21 protein-coding genes are annotated in these 21,006 nt (G+C 76.7%); 8 read left to right on the top strand and 13 right to left on the bottom strand.

Features of this window, described 5'->3' with window-relative positions; all coding sequences use genetic code 11:
• Positions 1–36: 36 nt before the first annotated feature.
• On the top strand, positions 37–1,989 hold the full coding sequence (locus ACI769_RS09740) for a BTAD domain-containing putative transcriptional regulator (protein WP_409141526.1): 1,953 nt from the start codon (positions 37–39) through the stop codon (positions 1,987–1,989).
• Positions 1,990–2,021: 32 nt separating this feature from the next.
• Here ACI769_RS09740 and ACI769_RS09735 read toward each other — a convergent pair whose 3' ends face one another.
• Positions 2,022–2,594, bottom strand: a complete 573-nt coding sequence (locus ACI769_RS09735; RefSeq protein ID WP_043652855.1) for a TetR/AcrR family transcriptional regulator — start codon at positions 2,592–2,594, stop codon at positions 2,022–2,024.
• Positions 2,595–2,672: 78 nt separating this feature from the next.
• Here ACI769_RS09735 and ACI769_RS09730 point away from each other — a divergent pair, with 78 nt between their 5' ends.
• The gene (locus ACI769_RS09730; RefSeq protein WP_043652905.1) at positions 2,673–3,251 is read left to right on the top strand and encodes a dihydrofolate reductase family protein; all 579 of its coding nucleotides are present in this window, start codon (positions 2,673–2,675) and stop codon (positions 3,249–3,251) included.
• A gap of 29 nt (positions 3,252–3,280) precedes the next feature.
• Here ACI769_RS09730 and ACI769_RS09725 read toward each other — a convergent pair whose 3' ends face one another.
• From ACI769_RS09725 to ACI769_RS09690, 8 genes are all read right to left on the bottom strand, one after another.
• Entirely contained in the window at positions 3,281–4,087 is an 807-nt protein-coding gene (locus ACI769_RS09725; RefSeq protein ID WP_391513214.1) for an anti-sigma factor domain-containing protein, read from the bottom strand.
• Entirely contained in the window at positions 4,071–4,652 is a 582-nt protein-coding gene (locus ACI769_RS09720) for an RNA polymerase sigma factor (RefSeq protein ID WP_222123622.1), read from the bottom strand. The genes ACI769_RS09725 and ACI769_RS09720 overlap by 17 nt, the downstream gene beginning before the upstream one ends.
• Positions 4,653–4,740: 88 nt before the next feature.
• Positions 4,741–5,463 (bottom strand): class F sortase, encoded by a 723-nt coding sequence (locus tag ACI769_RS09715; RefSeq protein WP_391513212.1) that lies wholly within the window; start codon positions 5,461–5,463, stop codon positions 4,741–4,743.
• Positions 5,460–6,338 (bottom strand): DUF4397 domain-containing protein, encoded by an 879-nt coding sequence (locus ACI769_RS09710; RefSeq protein ID WP_085386999.1) that lies wholly within the window; start codon positions 6,336–6,338, stop codon positions 5,460–5,462. The genes ACI769_RS09715 and ACI769_RS09710 overlap by 4 nt, the downstream gene beginning before the upstream one ends.
• 145 nt (positions 6,339–6,483) lie before the next feature.
• The gene (locus ACI769_RS09705; RefSeq protein ID WP_114553975.1) at positions 6,484–7,137 is read right to left on the bottom strand and encodes a fasciclin domain-containing protein; all 654 of its coding nucleotides are present in this window, start codon (positions 7,135–7,137) and stop codon (positions 6,484–6,486) included.
• 139 nt (positions 7,138–7,276) lie between these two features.
• Entirely contained in the window at positions 7,277–8,926 is a 1,650-nt protein-coding gene (locus ACI769_RS09700) for an ATP-dependent DNA ligase (RefSeq protein WP_409141525.1), read from the bottom strand.
• A 47-nt stretch (positions 8,927–8,973) separates the two neighbouring features.
• A complete protein-coding gene (locus ACI769_RS09695; protein WP_409141524.1) occupies positions 8,974–10,008 on the bottom strand; it encodes a cation diffusion facilitator family transporter in 1,035 nt (344 codons plus the stop codon).
• Positions 10,005–10,409, bottom strand: coding sequence for a metalloregulator ArsR/SmtB family transcription factor (locus ACI769_RS09690; RefSeq protein ID WP_363372256.1), 405 nt, complete (start codon positions 10,407–10,409; stop codon positions 10,005–10,007). The genes ACI769_RS09695 and ACI769_RS09690 overlap by 4 nt, the downstream gene beginning before the upstream one ends.
• A gap of 163 nt (positions 10,410–10,572) precedes the next feature.
• Here ACI769_RS09690 and ACI769_RS09685 point away from each other — a divergent pair, with 163 nt between their 5' ends.
• Positions 10,573–11,814 (top strand): SLC13 family permease, encoded by a 1,242-nt coding sequence (locus tag ACI769_RS09685; RefSeq protein ID WP_409141523.1) that lies wholly within the window; start codon positions 10,573–10,575, stop codon positions 11,812–11,814.
• Between the two features lie 82 nt (positions 11,815–11,896).
• Here the strand turns inward: ACI769_RS09685 and ACI769_RS09680 are convergent, their stop codons facing one another.
• Both ACI769_RS09680 and ACI769_RS09675 read right to left on the bottom strand, forming a co-directional pair.
• Positions 11,897–12,223 carry a type II toxin-antitoxin system HicB family antitoxin gene (locus tag ACI769_RS09680; protein ID WP_043652837.1) on the bottom strand — a complete coding sequence of 109 codons (327 nt, stop codon included), beginning with the start codon at positions 12,221–12,223 and terminating at the stop codon, positions 11,897–11,899.
• Positions 12,220–12,498, bottom strand: a complete 279-nt coding sequence (locus ACI769_RS09675) for a toxin HicA (RefSeq protein ID WP_157446550.1) — start codon at positions 12,496–12,498, stop codon at positions 12,220–12,222. Before ACI769_RS09675 ends, ACI769_RS09680 begins: the two co-directional genes overlap by 4 nt.
• 120 nt (positions 12,499–12,618) lie before the next feature.
• On the opposite strand from ACI769_RS09675, the gene ACI769_RS09670 reads away from it, so the two are divergent.
• The 5 genes from ACI769_RS09670 (at position 12,619) to ACI769_RS09650 (ending at position 19,121) form a co-directional block, all read left to right on the top strand.
• Complete coding sequence (locus ACI769_RS09670; RefSeq protein ID WP_409141522.1) at positions 12,619–14,328, top strand: alpha/beta hydrolase; 1,710 nt, start codon at positions 12,619–12,621, stop codon at positions 14,326–14,328.
• Positions 14,329–14,412: 84 nt separating this feature from the next.
• A complete protein-coding gene (locus ACI769_RS09665; protein ID WP_409141521.1) occupies positions 14,413–16,332 on the top strand; it encodes a heavy metal translocating P-type ATPase in 1,920 nt (639 codons plus the stop codon).
• A gap of 103 nt (positions 16,333–16,435) precedes the next feature.
• On the top strand, positions 16,436–17,854 hold the full coding sequence (locus tag ACI769_RS09660) for a ferric reductase-like transmembrane domain-containing protein (RefSeq protein ID WP_085387004.1): 1,419 nt from the start codon (positions 16,436–16,438) through the stop codon (positions 17,852–17,854).
• On the top strand, positions 17,851–18,378 hold the full coding sequence (locus ACI769_RS09655; protein WP_043652828.1) for an FMN-binding protein: 528 nt from the start codon (positions 17,851–17,853) through the stop codon (positions 18,376–18,378). The genes ACI769_RS09660 and ACI769_RS09655 overlap by 4 nt, the downstream gene beginning before the upstream one ends.
• Before the next feature lie 23 nt (positions 18,379–18,401).
• Positions 18,402–19,121, top strand: a complete 720-nt coding sequence (locus tag ACI769_RS09650) for an FAD:protein FMN transferase (protein WP_076404591.1) — start codon at positions 18,402–18,404, stop codon at positions 19,119–19,121.
• On the opposite strand, the gene ACI769_RS09645 is transcribed toward ACI769_RS09650, so the two are convergent.
• Positions 19,087–20,328 carry a HAMP domain-containing sensor histidine kinase gene (locus ACI769_RS09645; RefSeq protein WP_128957692.1) on the bottom strand — a complete coding sequence of 414 codons (1,242 nt, stop codon included), beginning with the start codon at positions 20,326–20,328 and terminating at the stop codon, positions 19,087–19,089. The two genes, ACI769_RS09650 and ACI769_RS09645, sit on opposite strands and share 35 nt — an antisense overlap.
• The gene (locus tag ACI769_RS09640; RefSeq protein ID WP_085387006.1) at positions 20,313–20,984 is read right to left on the bottom strand and encodes a response regulator transcription factor; all 672 of its coding nucleotides are present in this window, start codon (positions 20,982–20,984) and stop codon (positions 20,313–20,315) included. Before ACI769_RS09640 ends, ACI769_RS09645 begins: the two co-directional genes overlap by 16 nt.
• Positions 20,985–21,006: the final 22 nt, after the last annotated feature.

Below are 21,006 nucleotides of genomic sequence, written 5' to 3'. Positions count from 1 at the left end.
GTCCGATCAGTGCCCCGGCGCGGCGAGAATGGCGGGGTGGTGGAGCTGCGCGTCGAGGTGCTCGGGCCGGTCCGCGTGCTGCGCGACGGCGCGGACGTCGACCCCGGCGGACCGCGCCAGCGCGAGCTCCTCGCGCGCCTCGCCGCCGCGCGCGGGCGCCCGGTGCCGTTCGACCGCCTCGCCGACGACCTCTGGGACGAGCCCGGCGCGGGGACGGGCGACCGGCGCGGCGCGCTCGCGACGTTCGTCGGCGACCTGCGGCGGCGCCTGGAGCCCGGGCGCGCGCCGCGCACGCCCCCGCGCGTCCTCGTCACCGCGCACGGCGGCTACGCGCTGCGGCTCCCGGACGACGCGCTCGACGCGGCGCGCCTGGAGGCGGCCGTCGCCCGGGCGAGCGCGTCTCCCGGGGCCGGGGACGCGGCGTCGGGCACGACGCGCGCGCTGGCGGACGCCGTCGCCGCCTGGCGCGGCGAGCCGTACGCCGACCTGCCGGACCGGGAGTGGGTGCGGGCCGAGCGCCGGCACCTCGTCGAGGTGCACGCGCGCGCCGTCGAGCTGCTCGCGGACGCGCTGCTCGGCGAGGGCCGGGCCGCGGAGGCGGTCGTCGTGCTCGACGCGCACGCCGCCGCGCACCCGTGGCGCGAGCACGCGTGGGCGCTGCTCGCGCTCGCGCTGTACCGCGACGGGCGGCAGGCCGACGCGCTCGACGTCCTGCGGCGCGCGCGCCGCCGGCTCGCCGACGAGCTCGGCCTCGACCCGGGCCCCGAGCTCGTCCGGCTCGAGCGCGACGTGCTCGGCCACGCGGCGTCGCTCGACGGCCCGACGCCGGGGCCGCGCCTCGCCGTCACGGCCCCCACCGGCTCGCGCACGCACCTGCGGTCCACGGTCGACGTCGCGCGCACGCTCGCCGTCGCCGGGGGCGACCACCTCGCGACCGCGCAGGAGCAGCGCGTCGCCGCGGCGCTCGCGGCCGAGGCGACCGGCGACCCGGTGCTCGCCGCGCGGACCGTCACCGCGTACGACGTCCCGGCCGTCTGGACCCGGAGCGACGACCCGGCGGCGGCCGACGCGCTCGTCGGCGTCGCGCGGCGGACCCTCGGGCGCCTCGGCCCGGACGCGCCCCCGGTGCTGCGGGCGCGTCTGCTCGCGGTGGTCGGCATCGAGCACCGCGGGACGCGCGACGCGTGGGCGTGGGCCGCGGCGGAGGACGCCGTCGGGATCGCGCGCGACCTCGGCGACCCGGCGACGCTCGCGCTCGCGCTCAACGCGCGGTTCCTCCAGTCCTTCCAGCGGCCGGGCGCCGGTCCCGAGCGGGACCGGACCGGCGCCGAGCTGGTCGCCCTGGCGGAGGACCACGACCTCCCGACCTTCGCGATCCTCGGCCACCTCGTCCGGATGCAGGCGGCGGCGGCCGCGGGCCGGTTCCCCGACGCCGACGCCCACGCCGCCGCGGCCGAGGAAGTCGCCGCGGGCTACGAGTCGCCCGTGGTCCCGATGCTCACCGCCTGGTACCGGGCGATGCGCGACGCCGAGACCGCCCCGCCCGACGCCGCGGCGCGCGCGTACCGCGCCGCCGACGACCGGCTCGCCGGGGTGCGCATGCCCGGCGTGCGCGACGGGCTGCTCCCGCTCGCGCTCCTCACCGTGCGCGTGCGGCACGGGCGCCCGCTCGCCGGGATCGAGATCGCCGACCTCGGCCCGTACGCCCCGTGGGCGGAGCCGCTGCTCGTGCTCGACGCGGGCGACCCCGACGCCGCCGCACAGCTCGCGCTCGCGGCGCCCGAGCCGCCCGCCGACCACCTGCGCGAGCTGCTGTGGGCGCTGCGCGCGGAGACCGCCCTGCGGCTCGGGGACCGAGCGCTCGCCGGGCAGGCCCGACGCGCGCTCGCCCGCACCCCCGACGAGCTCGCCGGGGCCGGGTCGGGCCTGGTCTCGCTCGGGCCGGTCCGCGGCTGGCTCGACCGGCTCGACGAGCGCCGCGCGTCGTAGGAGCGGCCGTTCGGGGGCGGGCGTGAGGCCGCTCAGCGCTCCGGGAGCAACCCCGCCACGAGCGCGTCGACGACGTCGTCGGTCGGGATGTCGGGGTCGATCGGCGTGGTGAGACGGTCGAGGAGCAGCCCGTCGATCGCGTAGTGGAACAGGGCGATCTCCCGGCGTCCGCCGGGCAGGCCGGCCGACCGGTTGAACGCGACGTCGGCCTCGAATCCCGCGCGCAGCCACGGGCCGAGCACGGCCGCGAGCTCGCCCCGACGGCCGGACTCGAGCCGCAGCTCGAACAGGGCTCGGGTGACGTCGGCGTCGGTCGACAACCGGCGCACGATGTCGCGGAGGTAGTCCGCGAACAGCGCGCGGTCGGGCGTCTGGGCCGCGCGTCGGGCGAGGTCCTCGGGTGTCGGCGCGAGCCGCTCCCCGATGCGCTCGAAGAGCCCTGCGACGAGGGCGTCTCGGCTCCGGAAGTAGTTCGACGTCGTGCCCGTCGGGACCCCGGCCTCGTCGTCGATCGCGCGGTGCGTCAGGCCGCGCGACCCCTCGCGGGCGAGCACGGCGATCCCGGCGTCCGCCAGGGCGCTGCGCCGTGCGGTGTTCTTCGCCATGCGCCGAGGCTATCGCAACCACTGCACCTGTTGTAGTCTCACCGGCAACCACTTCATCTGTAGTTGTCAGGAGACATGATGCGCGAGCTGACCTACTACGTCGCCGTGAGCCTCGACGGGTACATCGCCGGGCCGGGAGGCGAGTTCGACGCCTTCCTCGCCGAGGGCGACCACATGGCGCCCATCTGGTCCCGGTACCGCGGCACGGCGCCGACGGACCTGGCCGAGGCCGCGGGGCTCCCGGTCGCCGACGGCCCCTTCGACACCGTCCTCATGGGCTGGAACACCTACGCCGTCGGCCTCCCCGACCACCACCTGCCGAACCCCTACCGGCACCTGCGACAGATCGTCTTCACCCGCACGCACGAGGCGCCCGAGGGGAGCGAGGGGGTGCTGTTCACCGGCGCCGACCCGGTCGAGACGGTCCGCGCGCTCAAGCGGGAGGACGGCCAGGGGATCTGGCTGTGCGGCGGGGGAGCGCTCGCCGCCGTGCTCGTCGACGAGATCGACCGGCTCGCGCTCAAGGTGAACCCGGTGATGCTCGGCGCCGGCGTCCCGCTGTTCGGCGAGCGGGACTACGCGCCCCTCTCCTGGAGATCGACGGGCACGCAGACGTTCCGCTCCGGCGTCACGCTCGCGGAGTATGCGCGGGCGTGAGTGCGGGTCCCGCCGAGACGACCGTGCGCCTAGACGTCGAGCGGTCCCCGCACGACCGAGTCGCCCGAGTGGGACGGGTCGCCGTCGAAGTGCTCCTCGGAGACGTCGACCACCGGGAACTCGGCGAGGTCCAGGCCGTCGGGCACGTCGAAGCGACCCTCCGTGCCGTCGAGCACGCCGAGGCTCACGAGGCCGCTGAGGTCCTCCGCGAGCAGCCACACCTCGCGGTACGTGCCGTCGGGCACCGGCGCGTCGACCGTCACGACGACCTGGCGCCGCCCGTCGGGCCGCTCCTCGACGCGCGCGTCGCCGCTCGCGCCCTGCCAGTCGGGCAGCGGGTCGAGCGTCGCGCTCGCGACCGTCGTCTCGGGCGGCTCGACCTCGCGGCGCTCCCAGAGGACGCCGCCCACGCCGCCGACGACGAGCGCGGCCGCAGCCGCCGCCGCGACCGGGACCCAGACCCGTCGGCGCCGCGACGCGAGCGGCACGACGACGGCCGTGCCGGTCGCGCCGCCGTCCTCCGTCCTGGGCTCGGCCGTGTCCCGCGGGAGCGTCGTCGCGGCCGGAGCGTCGGTGACCGCCCTAGGGGCGACGACGGGCGGAGCGGCGGCGCTCGTCAGGCCGAGCTCGGCCTGGACCCGCGACCACACCGCGGCGTCGGGGGCGACGAGCTCGTCCGCCGGGTCCGCGCCGTCGAACGCGTCGACGACGCGCGCGAGCCGGGCGACGGCGTCGGCGCACTCCGGGCAGGAGGACAGGTGCGCGCGCGCGTCGTCGTCGAGCACGTCCTCGCCGAGCGCGAGGAGCGCGAGGGTCTCGTCATCGATGTGCTGCACCGTCCACCTCCAATCGGTCGCGCAGCCGGATCAGGCTTCGTCGTACGTGGCTCTTGACCGTACCCAGCGGCAGGCCGAGCTCCTCGGCGATCTGCACGTGCGTCAGGTCGCGGAAGAACGCGAGCTCCAGGATCGTCCGCCCCGGGTCGCCGAGCCGTCGCAGCTCCTCGGTGAGGAGCACGCGGTCGGCGACGCGTCCGACGTCGCTGTCCTCGCTCGCCGCGCGGCCCGGGTCCGGGGCGGTCGTGGCCGCGGCCTCCTCCGACCGGCGGACCCGCGACCGGGCCTCGTGCGCGTCGGCCACCGTGTGCCGCGTGATCCCGACGAGCCAGGCCGGGAGCCGGGCCCGGTCGGGGTCGAACCGGCCCCGGCCGCGCCACGCCGCGACGAACACCTGCTGGGTGACGTCCTCGGCGTCGGCGCGCGTGCCGAGCGAGCGCAGCGCGATCGTGTGCACGAGCGCTGACCAGCGCCGGTAGGCCTCGGCGAGCGCCTGCTCGTCGCCGTCGGCGAAGTCGCGGCCGAGGCGCCACAGGTCCGGGTCGGTGGTCCCGGTCTCGGTCACGTTCAGGGCGGGTCCTCGAGGGTCGGTGCCGACCACCCGGGCGGCAGCGGCGAGCGGGTAGCAGCGATCGTAGCGCCCGTGCGGGCCGTCACCGCGACGGGACCGCGGTCACGACGACGTTGTCCGAGTACGAGCGTCGTTCGGCGTCCCAGCGGCCGCCGCACGTCACGAGGACGAGGCGGCGCTCGCCGTCACGGTCGAACAGCGCGTCGAGCGGGACGTCGGGCTTCGCGATGCTCCTGATGTCGGTCACTGTGTAGGTGTACGAGGTGCCCGTCGCGTCGACGACGTCGACGCTCGCGCCCGTCGTGATCTCGCGGAGCCGCGCGAACGGCCCGACGCCGTCCGGGTCGTCCACGTGGGCCGCGACCAGGGTCGTCCCGGTGGGGCTCGCCGGGGCCGGTCCGAACCGGTACCACGCGGCGACGTCGCCGGAGCCCGGCAGCGCCATGCGCCCCTCGGGGTCGACGCCGGCCGGCTCGACGGGCAGGTCGATCCCGAGGTCACCGACGACGACCCGTGCGGGTGCCGGCGGCGGGGGAGCCGGGACGTCCCGGGCCGGGCGCACCGGCACCGGTGCGTCCCGGGCCGGCCCGGGCGTCCCCGCGGTCGCCTCCCCGCCCTGGTGGGGGGCCGGGGTGGGGAGGGGGTCGGCCGACGGTCCGAGTCCGTCGGCAGACCCGTCGGCGGACGGCAGGGAGCATCCGCCGACGACCGCTGCGGTGACGAGCACCGCCCCCAGGAGGGTCCGGAGGCCGGCCCGCGCGCCCCGGGCGGGGCGCGCGGGACCGGCGGTCGTGCGCTGCGTCATGCCGTCCGGTCGCTCCGGACGGCGTGGGCCGCGTGCTGCTGGCGCCACGCGCGCGCCAGCATGAAGGTGGCCGCGACGAGCAGCAGGCCGAACAGCGACGCACCGAACGCGATGGCGACGCCCGTGGCGGTGCTGCTCGGCGCGTCGGCCGCGAGGCCCGAGAGCCCGGCCGGGACGCCCGACGGCGACGAGTGCAGGCCCTCGACCGTCTGGGTCGCGAGGGCGAGGTTGCCGTCCTCGAGGCTGCCCCACGCGTAGGCGATGGTGTTGACGCCCTCGGCGACCGTGAGGTCGGCCGGGCCGAGCACGGGCTCCGTGGTGCCCGCGGCGGCGACGGTCGCCGAGATCGTGCCGGCCGGCAGGTCGAGCACGGCCTCCTTCGGGTTCTCCAGGCCGGTCACGACCGCCTCCCCGCCCGCGAGGACGTCGACCGCGGGCGCCGCGGCGACGTGGCGCACGGTGAGCCGGCCCTGGCCCGCGGCCGTGGGCTTCGTGTCGTTCGTGAAGAGCGTCGCGGTCGGCTGCCCGCCCGCGTCGAGGTGCGCGACGGCGGTGTAGCTCGTGCCGCCCGCGAGCTGGAGGTCGACCGGGCCGATGACCGGGGAGCTCGTGTCGGTCGCGTCGGGCGCCGTGATCGCGACCGTGTACGTCCCGGCGGGGAGATCGAGCGGACCCGCGAGGTCGCCGGGCTGGAAGTCGTCGAGGGTGAGCTCGTCGTTCACCCAGACGTCCACGGGCGTGTCCGGCACGCCGTGCAGGACGGAGAGCGAGGCGCCGTCGTCGGTGGCGGCCTGGGCGGGGAGCGCGACGGCCCCCAGCGCGACGAGGGTCGCTGCGCCCGCGAGCGCGGCGGTGCGTCGTGCGGTGCGGTGCATGGTGTCCTCCGGTGGTCGAGCCCGGTCCGTCCCGGGCGCTCGATCTGCTGACACCCCCTCTTCCCCCGCAGGTGCGGATCTGGATGCACACGCATCAAAAAAAGTGCCCGGCCCCGCGGGTGCGGGGCCGGGCACGGGGGACCGGTCAGAGGTTCTGGGGCCGCAGCACCGCGCTGATGCCGTGCGCGATCTGGACGTTGCCCTTGTTGAGGTCGAGCTTGCTCTTCACGAGGAACGGGTCGACGTCGTTGCGGTCCTGGTCGACGAGGCGGACCAGGGCGAGGCGCTTGCTCAGCACGTCGACCCGGAACGTCGCGCCCTGCGCCGTGGTGAGGACGGCGTCGTCGGACCGCAGCGCGGTGCCGGAGTCGATCGTCGCGCCGGGGACGACGTGGTAGAGCAGCACCTGCTCGATCGCGTCGATGCCGACCGCCCCGGCGAGCGAGGTGAGCACGCGCTCCTCCGTGGGCTGCCAGCGGTGCGTGAGGTCGAACGCGAGGAGCTGGAACGCCCGGTCGTTCGGCAGGAACGCGGTGAGCGGCACCGTGCCGTCGGCCAGGACCGCCACGGGGCTGTCCGGCTTGGCGGCGAGGACCGCGGCCACGGCCTGGTCGACGATGTCGAAGTCGTACCAGTTGCGGTCGAACGTGTCGCCGTCGGCCGCGAGCACGGAGGCGAGGCTCGCGGTGCCCGACGGCGGCGCCGTCGTGGGGGCGGGTGCCGCGACGGCCGGTGCGGCCGCGGCGGTCAGGGCGAGGAGCGCGGCTCCCGCCGCGGTGAGCGTGCGTCGGAGGTTCATCGTCGAGTCCCTTCGTCGTGCACGGGACGGCGGTGCGCCGTCGGACGCCGGACGGCGTCCACCTCTCCTTCACCCGGACCGCCGCCCGCGGATGCACCCACCGCCGACGACTTCCTGACGCGCTCGACGCGCCGCCCGCTCAGCCCTCCGCGTCAGGCCCGTCCGTCGCGCCGCCCCCGAGGGGGCGCGCGAGCGCGCGGACCGTGTCGATCGTGTCGGCCTCGGCCGCCGTCTTGTCGTCGCGGTACCGGACGACGCGCGCGAAGCGCAGCGCGAGCCCACCGGGGTAGCGGGTCGAGCGCTGGAGGCCGTCGAACGCGATCTCGACGACCTGCTCGGGGCGCACGTGCACGACATACCCCTCGTCGGAGGTCTGGAGCTCGCGGAAACGCTGCGTCTGCCACGCGAGCATCTCGTCGGTCATGCCCTTGAACGTCTTGCCGAGCATGACGAACCCGCCCTCGGGGTCGCGCGCGCCGAGCCAGATGTTCGACAACCACCCGCTGCGCCGGCCGGAGCCCCGCTCGACGGCGAGCACGACGAGGTCGAGCGTGTGCCGCGGCTTGACCTTCACCCAGCCCGCACCACGCCGCCCGGCCGCGTAGGGCGCGTCGAGCGACTTCACGACGACGCCCTCCTGGCCCTCCGCGACGGCGGTGTCGAAGAACGCGGTCGCGGCCGCGGCGTCGTCGGTCACGAGGCGCCGCACGACGAGCGGCTCGGCGGCGTCGGCGAGCAGGTCGTCGAGCACCGCGAGCCGGTCGCGCAGCGGCTCGTCCAGCAGGTCGCGGCCGTCGGTGTGGAGCACGTCGAAGAAGAACGGGGAGAGCTCGAGCGAGGCCGCGAGCTCGGCCTCCTCGGCGGCGCTGCGCTCGCCCTGGGTCGCGGAGCGGGCGGCGGTCTCCTGGAACGGGCGGGGGACGCCGTCGGGCCCGACGACGAGCGCCTCCCCGTCGAGGACGAGCGCCCGGGCGGGGAGCGCCCGCACGGCCGCGACGATCTCGGGGACGCGCTCGGTGATGTTGTCGAGGGAGCGCGTGAAGACGCGCACGTCGTCGCCGTCGCGGTGCACCTGGATGCGGATGCCGTCGAGCTTGACGTCCACGGCGACGGCGGTGCCTGACGCGTCCTCGCCGCCCGGCGCGGCCCCGAGCTTGTCGAGCGCGGCGCCGACGTCGGGTGCGGACTGCGCGAGCATCGGCCGCACCGGGCGGCCGACGGTGAGCCGGAACGCCGCGAGCGCCTCCGTCGCGGCCTCCGGGCCGCCCGCGGTGAGCGCCGCGCGGGCGACCGGCCCGGTCGCGCCCGCGAGCATGACCGCGCGCCGCACCGCGTCGGCGGGGACGCCCGCAGCCTCGGCGACGGCGTCGACCACCACGGAGTCGAGCGCGCCCTGGCGCAGCTCGCCCGAGACGAGCCCGGCGAGGAGCGACTGCTCGCGCGCCGTCGCGGCGCCGAACAGGGCGGCCGCCTCGGCCTGGCGCGCGGTCGACGACCCGGGGCCGGAGAGGTCCGCCATGCGGGCGAACGCGGCGTCGACGTCGGTCAGCGTGAGACCGGGCTCCTCCGCGGGCGCGGGGAGGTCGCGCAGCGACCGCCACCCGAGCCCGGTGCGGCGCTGGCGCAGCTCGCCCGCGAGGTACGCGACGGCGATCTCCACCTCCGCGCTCCCGGCCTCGGCGCCGTCCGCGACGCGCCGCAGCAGGTCGGCGATGGCCGCGCGCTTGGCGAGGCGCGAGCGCGTGGCGGCGACGGCGTCGGACGTGGCGGCGACCTCGGCGAGCAGCATGCCCCATCCTCGCGCCGACCACCCACGCCTCGCCCGCCGGGGCGCGCTCAGGGGGAGGGGGCCACCACGACGTCGACCCGCCCGACCGACGGCAGGACGTGCCGCAGCGCGTCGTCGGCGCGGGCCGACGTCCGGTCGGCGACGGCGACCGAGGTCTCGGGCGGGACGAGGACGCGCGCCTGCACGGTGAGCCGGTGCCCTGCCCAGCGCAGACGGACGTCGTCCACGCCGTCCAGACCGTCCACCGCGTCGAGCGCGCGGCGGGCGCGGTCCGTGAGCGCGGGGTCGACGCCGTCCAGCAGCCGACGGCCGACGTCGCGCGCGGTGCCCCACAGGAGGACGAGGATCGCGACGGTGATGAGCAGGCCGACGGCGGGGTCGGCGAGGGGGACGCCGACGAGGACACCGAGCGCGCCGAGCACGACCGCGAGCGAGGTGAACCCGTCCGTGCGCGCGTGCACGCCGTCGGCGACGAGCGCGGCGGAGCCGATGCGGCGCCCGACGCGGATCCGGTAGACGGCGACGGCCTCGTTCCCGGCGAACCCGACGACGCCCGCGGCGACCACCCACCCGAGGTTCTCCACGGGCTGCGGGTCGGCGAGGCGCCGCACGGACTCGACGCCTGCGACGACGGCCGAGAGGGCGATCATCGCGACGATGAACAGGCCCGCGAGGTCCTCGGCCCGGCCGTAGCCGTGGGTGTACCGGCGCGTCGCGGCACGACGACCGAGCACGAACGCGATCCACAGCGGCACCGCCGTGAGCGCGTCGGAGAGGTTGTGCACCGTGTCGGCGAGGAGGGCGACCGAGCCGCTCACCGCCACGATGGCGAGCTGCGCGAGCGCAGTGAGCCCGAGGACCACGAGCGAGACCTTCACCGCGCGGATGCCCTGGCCGCTGGCGACGAGCTCGTCGTCGATCGAGTCGGCCGCGTCGTGGGAGTGCGGCACGAACACCTCGTGCAGCCAGCCGCGCAGGCCCGTCGGGTGCGCGTCGTGATGATGGTCGTGGTCGTGGTCGTGGTCGTGGTCGTGGTCGTGGTCGTGCGGGTGGCCGAGGGCGGCCGGCCGCGGCGCCGTCACCGCGCGGCCTCGTCCGCACTGCCCGCGGCCGGCTTCTCCGCCGCCTGGTGCGCACCGTCGGCGTGATGCTGCGGGTGGTCGTCCACCGCGTGCTGCGCCTGGAAGACGGCCTGCGTGACGAGCGTGCGTGCGTGCTCGTCGACGAGCGAGTAGAAGACGCGGTTTCCCTCCTGCCGGGCACGGACGATCCGGCCCCACCGGAGCTTCGCGAGGTGCTGGGAGACCGCGGTCGGTGACTTGCCCACCACCTCGGCGAGGGCGTTGACGGGGAGCTCGGCGTCTCGCAGGGCGAGGACGATCCGGACCCGCGTCGCGTCGGCGAGCAGCGAGAACACCTCGGCCGCGAGCTCGACGTAGGGGCTCTCGGTGCCGAAGGTGCAAGCCTTCGTATCTTCACGCATACGCAGATAGTAGCGGTCCGGCTGACCCCCGTCCTTGCTCGGACGACCGCCTCGGTCTCGCCGTGAACGACGCCTCACGGGTCGGAGCAGCGCGCCCCCGTGGCTGCGAGGGCACGAGCCCCCGGACCGCCGAGCGTGGCGCACCGGTCGTACAGTGACCGCCGTGACGACCGAGCCTCCCCCTGATGTCGGCGTGGACTCCGGCGCCGCCGCGGGCACGGCTCACCGGCGACGCCGCCGTGGCCTGCCGCCGTGGCTGCTCGCCGCGGTGGTCGTCGTCGCGCTCCCCGCGACGGGTCTGCTCCCCGCGGCGGACGCGCGCGACCTGCTCGTGCGCACCGGGCCGGTCCTGGTGTTCCTCCTCGCCATCACGGTCGTCGCGGAGCTGTGCGCGGGCGCGGGCCTGTTCGACGCCGTCGCCGCCCGGGCGGCGCGGCTCGCCCGAGGTCGGCGGATCGTGCTGTGGGTGCTCGTCGTCCTGCTCGCGACGGCCAGCACCGTCGTGCTGTCGCTCGACACGACGGCGGTGCTCGTCACGCCCGTCGTGCTCGCCCTCGCCCGCCGCACGGGCACCAGGCCCCTGCCGCTCGCGCTCACCGTGCTCGCGCTCGCCAACACGGCGTCGCTCCTCCTGCCGGTCTCGAACCTCACCAACCTGCTCGCGGCGGACCGGTTCGGCACCGGGTACGTCGGGGTGATGTGGGCGCCGGCGCTCGCGGTCCTCGCGGTGACGGTCGTCGTCCTGCTCGCGCTGCACGGTCGCCACCTGCGGGGACGCTTCGACCTCGCGGGCCCCGGCCCGACGCCGCCCGACCGGGTGCTCCTGCGCGTCACCGGGGCCGTCGTCGTGCTCCTCGCGGTCGCGTTCGCGCTCGAGCTGCCCGTCGCGCCGACGGCGCTCGCGGGCGCGGCGGTGCTCGCGCTCGCGACGTGGTGGCGGCGCGTGCGCCCGCTCGTGCCGGTGCGCGAGATGCTGCCGTGGCGGTCGGCGCTCGTCGTGGCGGCGCTGTTCGTGGTCGTGGAGACCTGGCACGCGCACGGGCTCGGCGACCTCCTCGCCGCCGTCGCGGGCACGGGGACCGGGCCGGGCGACCTCGCCCGCCTGGCCGCGACGGGCGTCGTCGCGGCGAACCTCGTGAACAACCTGCCCGCGTTCCTCGCGCTGCTCCCCGCGGCGGGCGAGGACGTCGAGCGGCTCGCGACCCTGCTCGTCGCGGTCGACGCCGGGCCGCTGATCACGCCCTGGGCGTCGCTCGCGACCGTGCTGTGGTGGCAGCAGTACCGCCGTCACACCTTCGGGCAGGAGGCGCCGCCCGCGTGGCACGTGATCCGCCAGGGCCTCGTGCTCGCGCCCCTCGCCGTCGCGGCGGGGGTCGCCGTCGTGGTGCTGACCCGGCCGACGTGACCCGGCATCACGGCCGAGCGGTCATGACGAAGCCCGCGCGAGGAGACGAGACGAGATCTCCGGACGCGGGCTGCGTGCTGTCTCAGGCTGAGAGCTTGTGGTTGGCGAGACGGTTCATCGAGATGCCCTGCGCGGCAGCCTCCTCGACGAGCCGACGGTGCATGGCCGGGGGGATCCGCACGCGGAACTCGCCGGAGTAGTGGCGCTCGGACAGGGGCTCGGGGACCTCTTCGCCAGAGGCTGCGAGGTCCTCGACCACCTCGGAGGCGAGCTTCCGGATCCCGGCGAACGCGGCGGCCGACTCGGGCTCGAGCCAGGAGAGGGAGGGTAGCTCGAGAACCGTACCGACGAACTCTCCGTCGTCTGCGGACCAGGACACGCGGTAGCTGTAGTGCTCGGCGGCGTTCACTTCTCCTCCTCCGTGGAGTCGTTCTCCTCGTGCATGGCCTCGAGCCTGTCGATCGCCTCGAGGACCTGTCTGACCTGGTAGGCCTTGGCCCGGCCGTTGCTGTTCTGGATGTTGACCCGGGGGTCACCGGGCCACGGCATGGCATAGACGTGGTGCGAGCCCCCGCTGCGTCTGGGCTCGCCGAAGTAGTGGTCGCACACGGCGGCGAGCTCGTCGAAGCGAACGCTGCCGGGGCTGTTCCGCATGCGGTCCAGCACCTTGTCTCGCTTCGTCACAAGACCTACGGTACCAATAGTGGTACCACCCGTGCTGTGGCCCGGCGTGCTCGGCCGCACAGGTCCGGGTGCGCTCCTCGCGGGGCCGTGGTCGGATGGGGAGCGATGACTTCGCGATCGATGACGACACGAACCGTCCGCGCCGCCGCCTCGTCGCTGGCGGCGGTCCTCCTGCTCGGCGGGGTCCCCGCCGCGGCTGTCGCGGGCCCGGGGGGTGAGCCAGCCCGCACCGGTGCCGCCACGGCGTCGGCCCGCACCGGACCCGCCACGACGACGGCCGCCCAGGTCGAGGCACCCGTGCCCGAGATCGCGTGGGGCCCCTGCGACGGCGACGGCCTCGAGGCGTTCGAGTGCGCGACGGCGCAGGTGCCGACCGACTACGACCGCCCTCACGGCCGTACGACGACCATCGGCCTGACGCGGCTCCCGGCGTCCGACCCCGAGCAGCGGATCGGGAGCCTGTTCACCAACTTCGGCGGCCCGGGCGGGCCGGGTGTCGAGACGCTACACCTGCTGGGGGGCTCGCTCTTCGACGACGACGTGCTCGCGCGGTTCGACGTCATCGGGTTCGACCCGCGCGCCGTCGGGACGTCCGACCCCGCGACGTGCTTCCGCGACCAGGAGCGGGAGAACGCGTTCCTCGCGGGCCTGCCCGCGTTCCCCGTGACCGACCGCGAGGAGGCGCGCTACCTCGGCCAGATGGCGGCGTTCGGGGCGTCGTGCACGCTGTTCTCCGGCGACCGGATCGCGCACGCGTCGACGGCGAACGTCGCGCGGGACATGGACCTGCTGCGCCAGGCGGTGGGCGACGAGCAGCTCAGCTACGTGGGGTACTCCTACGGCACGGTGCTCGGCGCGACGTACGGGGCGCTGTTCCCCGACCGCGTCCGCGCCCTCGTGCTCGACGGCACGATGGACGTCGACGCGTGGTCGGGCGTCGGGTCGCGCGAGCTGATCGGCGCCCGGATCGGGCAGGCCGCCGGCGCGACCGAGACGTTCGGCGAGTTCACGCGGCTGTGCGCGGAGGCGGGGCCGTCGGCGTGCGCGCTCGCGTCGCTCGGCGACCCGGCCGACGTCGTCGAGGCGACCTACGCCGCGCTCCGCGGGGCGCCCGTCGACGTGCCGCTCCCCGACGGCACGAGCGTGCGCGTCGGCTACCCGGACACGGTCGCGCTCGTCTTCCAGTACCTGTACGAGCCCGTCGCGTGGGGCGACCTCGACCTCACGCTCGCGTCGCTCGCCGTGCTGAGCGGCGCCGTCGAGCCGCCCGCGGCCGCGGACCGGCAGCGCACCCTCGGCGCCCTGCCCTCGCTGGGGGAGCTGCTCCGCCGCGCCGGATTCGCCGAGGACTACGCGTCGGTCGGCGGCGCGCTCGCGAGCCTGTGCGTCGACACGACGACCCCCGGCCGCCCGTGGCAGTACCCCGCGAAGGTCGACGCGCTCGACGCGCAGTACCCGCACTTCGGGCGCTTCCGCGGCTGGGTGGGCGTCCAGTGCGAGTTCGTGCCCGTCGAGGACCGCGACGCGTTCACGGGCCCGTGGGACCAGACGACGGACGCCCCCGTGCTCGTGGTCGGCACCCGGTTCGACCCCGCGACGCCGTACGGGTTCACGCAGCCCTACGCGGACCGCTGGCCCGACGCCCGCGTGCTCACCGTCGAGGGCTGGGGCCACACGATCATCGGCAAGAGCGCGTGCGCGGACGCCGCCGTCGCGCGGTACCTCGTGGACCTCGACGCGACCGACGGCGCGACGTGCGAGCAGGACGCCGTGCCGTTCCAGGGCCCGTCGGTCCCGCTCGGCGAGGCGCTGCGCCTGCCGGTCGTCTGACCCGCGGGGCGCTGCCCGCTGGTCCCCGCGGTCACGGCCGTTCGGCCCTGGCGACCCGTCCCGGCGCATGCCCACCCTGGAGGCATGACCGGACCGGGCCGCCGCGTGACGGAGGCCGCCCGGCGCTACCCGTGGGTGGTCGCCACGGTGGCGGTGGGTGGTCTCGCCGGCGTGCTCGAGGCCTGGGGGCCGGCCCTCTCGGCCCAGGTCGTGGTCTCGGCGTTCGCGCTCGTGCTCGTCGTGGTCCGGGCGCGCGGCATGGTGGCGGACCTGCGGGCGGGCACGTACGGCGTCGACCTGCTCGCCGTCCTGTCCGTCACGGCCACGGTGCTCGTGGGGGAGTACTGGGCCGCCCTCGTGGTGTGCCTCATGCTCTCGGGCGGCGAGGCGCTCGAGGACTACGCGAACGGGCGCGCGCGGCGCGAGCTGTCGAGCCTGCTCGCCGGCGCCCCGCGCGTCGCCCACCGGGCCGGGCCCGGCGGGGAGCTCGAGGACGTCCCCGTCGACGACGTGCGCCCCGGCGACGAGGTGTGGGTTAGGCCAGGGGAGGTCGTTCCCGTGGACGGCGTCCTGCTCAGCAAGGCGGCCACGTTCGACGAGTCGTCGCTGTCCGGGGAGTCGCTCCCGGTGGAGCACCGGCGCGGGGACGTCGTGCTTTCCGGGTCGGTCAACGGCGGCGGAGCGGCGCAGGTCCGGGCGACCGCGACGGCCGCTGGCTCGCAGTACCAGGCGATCGTCGAGCTCGTGAAGCAGGCGCAGGAGTCCAAGGCGCCGTTCGTGCGCCTCGCCGACCGCGTGGCGGTGCCGTTCACGGTCGCCGCCCTCGCGCTCGCGGGCGCAGCGTGGGCGCTCAGCGGCGAGGCGACCCGCTTCGCCGAGGTGCTCGTCGTCGCGACGCCGTGCCCGCTGATCATCGCGGCCCCGGTCGCCTTCATGTCCGGCATGTCCCGCGCGGCCCGGAACGGGATCATCGTGAAGTCGGCGGGCACGCTCGAACAGCTCTCGCGCGTGCGCACCGTCGCGTTCGACAAGACGGGCACGCTGACCCACGGGGCGCCGGTCGTCGTGGAGGTCCTGCCCGCGGGCGACCGCACGCCGGACCGCGTGCTCGCGCTCGCGGCCGCCGTCGAGCAGTACTCGGTGCACCCGCTCGCGGCGGCGATCGTCCGCGCGGCCCAGGAGCGGGACCTCGCGCTGCCCGCCGCACGGGACGCGACGGAGGAGACCGCCCGGGGAGCCCGCGCGACGGCGGACGGCCACGCGGTGGCGGTCGGTCGGCTGGCCTTCGTCACCGCGGGCGCGCCCGCGGGCGTCCCCGTGCCCGGCGCGGGCCGCAGCGCCGTCCACGTGGGCGTCGACGGCGCGTACGCCGGGACCGTGCTCCTCGCCGACGAGCTGCGGGCCGAGGCCCGCCCCACCGTCGCCGCCCTCCACGCCGCGGGCGTGCGGACCACCGTCATGCTCACCGGCGACGGCGCGGCGACCGCCCGGCACGTCGCGGACCAGGTGGGCATCGACGACGTGCGCGCCGGCCTCCTCCCGCAGGACAAGGTCGACGCGGTGCGTGCGCTGCCGGACCGCCCCGTGATGATGGTCGGGGACGGCGTGAACGACGCCCCGGTCCTCGCGGTGGCCGACGTCGGCATGGCCATGGGCGCACGGGGCTCGACGGCGGCGACCGAGTCCGCGGACGCCGTCGTCGTCCGCGACGACCTCGCGCGCACCGTCGGCGCCGTGCGGATCGGCCGCCGCACCGTGCGGGTCGCGTGGCAGGCCATCGGCATCGGGATCGCCCTGTCCGGGCTGCTCATGGTCGTGGCCGCGACGGGGCGGCTCCCCGCGCTCGCGGGGGCGTGGCTCCAGGAGGTCGTCGACCTCGCGTGCATCCTCTGGGCGCTGCTCGCCACCCGCCCGGGCAGGGACGAGACGCCGCCCGGACCGTCCCGGTCGGCACCCGCCGCGGAGGTCGGCGAGCCGCTCGTGCCGGCGGCGTCGTCCCGCTGAGACCCGGCGTCCACCCGCCCACGGGCGGACGAGAGGGTCGGACCCCGGATCACCGGCACCGTCTCCGAGAATGCTCTGAGAATCGGCGGGCACGCTGTCTCGCATGAGCATCCTCACGACGCGCCGGACGTCGGCCCCGCAGGCCCAGCAGGCCCAGCAGGCCCAGCCTCAGGACCGGGCCACGGCCCGGGCACGGCGCGGAGCGGGCGCACCCGCTCCGGGCGCGGTCGTCCTGTGGGCGGTGCTGGTCGGTGTCCTCGTGCTCGTCGTCGCGTTCTGGTGGCGGGGCACGCCGCCGTCCGCCGGGGCGTCCCCGGCCGGCGCGCTCACCGGCGTGGGGGAGCTCGTGGGGCTCGTCGCGTCGGTGCTGGTCTGCGCCCAGCTCCTCCTCGTCGGGCGCGTGCCCTGGTTCGAGCGTGCGGTGGGCCTGGACCGGCTCGTCGCGTGGCACCGCGTCCTCGGGACGGCCGTCGTGCTCCTCGTCCTCACGCACACGCTCCTCATGGTGGCCGGGACCGCCCTGCCGGCGCAGGCCGCGTCCTGGTGGCAGGCGCTCACCCTCGTGCTGGCGGAGCCGGACATGACGGCCGCGCTGGTCGGCACCGGCCTGTTCGTGGTCGTGGGGGTGTCCGGCGCGCGCCTCGTGCGGCGGCACCTGTCGTACGAGGCGTGGTTCCTCGTGCACCTGACGATCTACGCCGGGGTGTACCTCACGTTCGCGCACCAGGTCACGGCGGGCGCGCACTTCGTCGCCGACCCGACGGCCCGCGCCGCCTGGGTGCTCCTCTACGCGGGCACCGCCGCGGCCCTGCTCACGTGGCGCGTGGTGCTGCCGCTCCTGGGCGTGCTCCGGGACGCGCCGCGGGTGAGCGCGGTCGTGCCGGAGGCCGGGGGGATGACGAGCGTGTGGGTGTCGGGTCCGGCGCTCGCGGACGCCGGGGCACGGGCGGGCCAGTTCTTCCTCGTGCGCTTCCTCGCGCGGGGCCACGTCGTCACCGCCCACCCCTACTCGGTCTCCGTCGCGCCCGACGGCGAGCACCTGCGCTTCACCGTCGGTGGCCTGGGCGACCACTCGCGCGCGGTGGCCCACCTGCGGCCGGGGACGCGCGTGCTCCTCGAGGGACCGTTCGGCCGCTTCACCGCCGCCCGGGCGCGACGCCGCGGTGTGCTGCTCGTCGCCGGGGGCGCGGGCGTCGGGCCCGTGCGGGCGCTCGCGGAGGACCTGGTCGCGCGCGGTCACGACGTCGTCGTCGTGCACCGCGCCCGGTCCCGGGCGGACCTCGGCCTCGGCCACGAGCTCGCCGACGCGCCGCTCACGTACCTGCCCGTCGTGGGCCGCCGGGCCGACCTCGGGTACGACCCCCTGGGCCCGGGGCGGCTCGACGCCCTGGTCCCCGACATCGCGTCGCGCGACGTGTTCGTGTGCGGTCCGCCCGCGATGGTCGCCACCGTCGAGGACTCGGCACGCCGCGCGGGCGTGCCGCGGTCCGCCGTCCACCACGAGGAGCTGAGCCTGTCATGACCGGACGCCGCTGGAGAGGGACGATCGTCTACGCGGGCAGCGTGCTCGCGCTCGGGGCCGCCGCGCTCGCGCGGTACGGCGGGGTGCCGGGCCTCGCCGGGGACGGGTCCGCGACGTCGGCTGGTCCCGCCGCCGTCGTCGCGGGGTCGGAGCCCGTGACCCCCACGACCCCGACGCCGGCCCCCTCCACCGCGGGCTCGACGGACCCGGGCACGTCCCCGGCGAGCCCGGGCACCGGCACGCCCGACCCGACGCGGGCGACCGTGACGGGGTCGGTCGTCCAGACGCGGTACGGGCCGGTGCAGGTCGCGGTGACGTTCACCGGGACGCACCTCGACGCGGTGCAGACCGTGCGGTCGCCCAGCGGGGGAGAGAGCTCCCAGATCTCCGCGCGCGCCACGCCGCTGCTCGCGCAGGAGGCCGTGCGGGCGCAGTCCGCGCGCATCGACACCGTCTCCGGGGCGACCTACACCTCCGAGGGCTACCGCGAGTCCCTCCAGGCCGCGATCGACGCGCGGGGCTGACGGTGCGCCGGACGGAGACGGTCATGGGGCTGCCGATGTCGCTGGACCTGCGCGCGCCCGACGACGAGCGTGCGCAGGCTGCCGCCCGCGCGGCGTTCGCGGTGCTCCACGCCGCGGACGCGCGGTTCAGCGGGCGACGCGCGGACAGCGAGCTGTCCCGCCACCGGCGCGGGCTCGTCGCGCGCCCCTCCCGGGACCTGCGCGAGGTGCTCGACCTCGCGGAGGCCGCGCGCGTCGCGAGCGGTGGCGCGTTCGACGTGCACCGGCCGGACGGCACGCTCGACACCGACGGCGTCGTCAAGGGCTGGGCCGCGCAGCGCGCGGTGGACCGGCTCGTCGCCGCGGGGTTCTCCGACCTGTGCCTCAACGCCGGCGGGGACGTCGCCGTCCGTGGCGGGCCGGAGCCCGGCCGGCCCTGGGTGGTGGGCGTGCGCTCCCCGGCGCGCGTGGACGGGCTCGTGGCGCGGGTCGAGCTGCACGACGGCGCGGTGGCGACGTCGGGGACGTACGAGCGCGGTCTCCACGTGTGGGACGGGCGCACGGGTGCCGCCGCGCGCGGGCTCCTGTCGGCGACCGTCGTCGCGCCCGACCTCACGACCGCCGACGTCCTCGCGACGAGCGTCCTCGCGCTGGGCGAGGAGGGGGTCGCGTGGGCGGTGGACCAGGGGGCCGCCCTCGTGCTCGCCGTCCTCCCGGACGGGACGGTCGTCAGCGACGGGCCGGCGGGCCGAGCGGCAGCGTGAGCACGAGACGGGCCCCGTGCGGTGCGTCGGGGCGGTTCGTCGCCTCCACGGTGCCCGCGTGCTGGGCCGCGACCTCCGCGACGAGCGCGAGCCCCAGCCCGTAGTGGCGGCGCCCGCCCTCGTCGGGTGCCGGCCCGGGGCGGCGCGAGGCGAAGCGTGCGAACAGGTCGCCGGCGTCCTCGCCCAGCCCGGGTCCGTCGTCGTCGACGAGCGCCTGCGCGGCCGACCCGGCGCGCCGCACCGTGACGACGACCTCGTGCGTCGCGTGGTCGACCGCGTTGTCCACGAGCGCGGTGAGCGCGCGGCGCAGCGCGGCCGGCGCCCCCGCGACCGTGAGGTCGTCCGTCCCCGCGCGCCGCAGCGCGACGGAGCGCGACGCCGCGCGCGCCTCGGCCGAGCGCACGACGGCGTCGGCCAGCGCCGCGAGGTCGACGGGGACGAGGTCCACGGACCGCGTGTCCGCGGCCGTCAGCAGGTCGTCGAGCACGTCGCTGAGCGCGGCCGTGTCCTCGAGGAGCCCGTCGACGTCGCGCGCCACCTGCTCCGCCGTCCCCGGGCCCGGTCGTTCGAGCCGGCGACGCAGGAGCTGCGCGCGCGTCGAGAGCAGGGTGAGGGGGGTCCGCAGCTCGTGGCTCGCGTCCGCCACGAAGCGCCGCTGCATCGCGAGGGCCTGCGCCGTGGGGAGGACGGCGCGACGCCCGAGCCACCAGCCCCCGACGGTGGCGAGCACGACCCCGACGGCCGTCGCGACACCGAGCGCGAGGAGGAGGCGCGCCAGCTCCTCGCGCGTCTCGGACGGGTCGAGGACGGCCTGGACGACGCCGTCCCGACGCTCCACCGTGAGCACCCAGAACGTGCCTGCCGAGGTCGTCACCCGCTCCCGCGCGCTCGTCCCCGTGCGTGCCACCTGCTCGACGAGACCGAGGTCGGGCAGGCCGGCCGGCATCCCGGGCGACGCCTCGACACCGCGCGGCGAGGCCACGGCGACCCAGGTCCCTGGGCCCGCGTCGGTGACCTCGTCGGCCGACGCCGCCGACTCGAGCCGACGGTCGTCCGCCTCGCCGAGCGCGCGAGCCACCACGGCGAGGACGACCGCCGCCACCACGAGCAGGCTCACGAGCACGAGGAGACCCGTCTGCACCGCGAGGCGCCGGCTCGTGCGCCGCAGGAGGTCGCGCTCCGCGCCCGTGATCACAGTGCGCCCCACCGGTACCCCAGCCCGCGCACGGTCGTGACCGCGCGGCGGCCGAGCTTGCGGCGCAGGTAGTACACGTAGGTGTCCACGACCCCCGGGTCGGACGCCTCGGGGAACACGCGCTCCAGCAGCTCGTCCCGGCCGAAGACCTGGTGCGGGTGCCGGGCGAGGACCTCGGCGAGCGCGGCCTCGCGCGCCGAGAGGTCGGCGGTCGTGCCTGCGTCCGTCGTCACGCGGCGGGTCCCGAGGTCGAGCGTGCCGCCCGGGAGGCGGATCGCGCCCGCCGCCGGGGACGCCTGGCCCCGCCGGCGCAGCGCGCGCAGCCGCGCCAGCAGCTCGTCGACGTCGAACGGCTTCCCCACGTAGTCCTCGGCCCCGGCGTCGAGGCCGGCCACACGGTCGGCCGGGTTGCCGAGCGCCGACAGCACGAGCGCGGGCGCCGTGACGCCGCGCGAGCGCAGCCGGGCGAGCAGGTCGAGCCCCTCGACGGCGGGCAGGCCACGGTCGAGGAGCAGCAGGTCGTACTCGCGCGCGAGGCCGAGGTGGAGCCCGCGCTGGCCGTCGTGCGCGACCTCGACGGCGTAGCCCTCGCTCCCGAGGAGCTCCACGAGCATGTCCGCGAGCATGCGGTCGTCCTCGACCACGAGGACCCGTGCCTCGACTGTCATGCGGTTCCGCCTCGTCTCCCGG

Source organism: Cellulosimicrobium sp. RS, from assembly GCF_046159675.1.
GTDB classification, from domain to species: Bacteria; Actinomycetota; Actinomycetes; order Actinomycetales; family Cellulomonadaceae; genus Cellulosimicrobium; species Cellulosimicrobium funkei.
The sequence above is the reverse complement of the archived record's forward strand: the minus strand, read 5'-3'. Positions and strand labels throughout refer to the sequence as shown.

Excerpts from the sequence above, each read along its gene's own strand:
- ACI769_RS09735 (WP_043652855.1), bottom strand. The coding sequence starts at position 2,594 with ATGGCGAAGAACACCGCACGGCGCAGCGCCCTGGCGGACGCCGGGATC.
- ACI769_RS09730 (WP_043652905.1), top strand. The coding sequence starts at position 2,673 with ATGCGCGAGCTGACCTACTACGTCGCCGTGAGCCTCGACGGGTACATC.
- ACI769_RS09715 (WP_391513212.1), bottom strand. The coding sequence starts at position 5,463 with ATGACGCAGCGCACGACCGCCGGTCCCGCGCGCCCCGCCCGGGGCGCG.
- ACI769_RS09710 (WP_085386999.1), bottom strand. The coding sequence starts at position 6,338 with ATGCACCGCACCGCACGACGCACCGCCGCGCTCGCGGGCGCAGCGACC.
- ACI769_RS09705 (WP_114553975.1), bottom strand. The coding sequence starts at position 7,137 with ATGAACCTCCGACGCACGCTCACCGCGGCGGGAGCCGCGCTCCTCGCC.
- ACI769_RS09700 (WP_409141525.1), bottom strand. The coding sequence starts at position 8,926 with ATGCTGCTCGCCGAGGTCGCCGCCACGTCCGACGCCGTCGCCGCCACG.
- ACI769_RS09690 (WP_363372256.1), bottom strand. The coding sequence starts at position 10,409 with ATGCGTGAAGATACGAAGGCTTGCACCTTCGGCACCGAGAGCCCCTAC.
- ACI769_RS09670 (WP_409141522.1), top strand. The coding sequence starts at position 12,619 with ATGACGACACGAACCGTCCGCGCCGCCGCCTCGTCGCTGGCGGCGGTC.
- ACI769_RS09665 (WP_409141521.1), top strand. The coding sequence starts at position 14,413 with ATGACCGGACCGGGCCGCCGCGTGACGGAGGCCGCCCGGCGCTACCCG.
- ACI769_RS09660 (WP_085387004.1), top strand. The coding sequence starts at position 16,436 with ATGAGCATCCTCACGACGCGCCGGACGTCGGCCCCGCAGGCCCAGCAG.
- ACI769_RS09655 (WP_043652828.1), top strand. The coding sequence starts at position 17,851 with ATGACCGGACGCCGCTGGAGAGGGACGATCGTCTACGCGGGCAGCGTG.
- ACI769_RS09650 (WP_076404591.1), top strand. The coding sequence starts at position 18,402 with ATGGGGCTGCCGATGTCGCTGGACCTGCGCGCGCCCGACGACGAGCGT.
- ACI769_RS09640 (WP_085387006.1), bottom strand. The coding sequence starts at position 20,984 with ATGACAGTCGAGGCACGGGTCCTCGTGGTCGAGGACGACCGCATGCTC.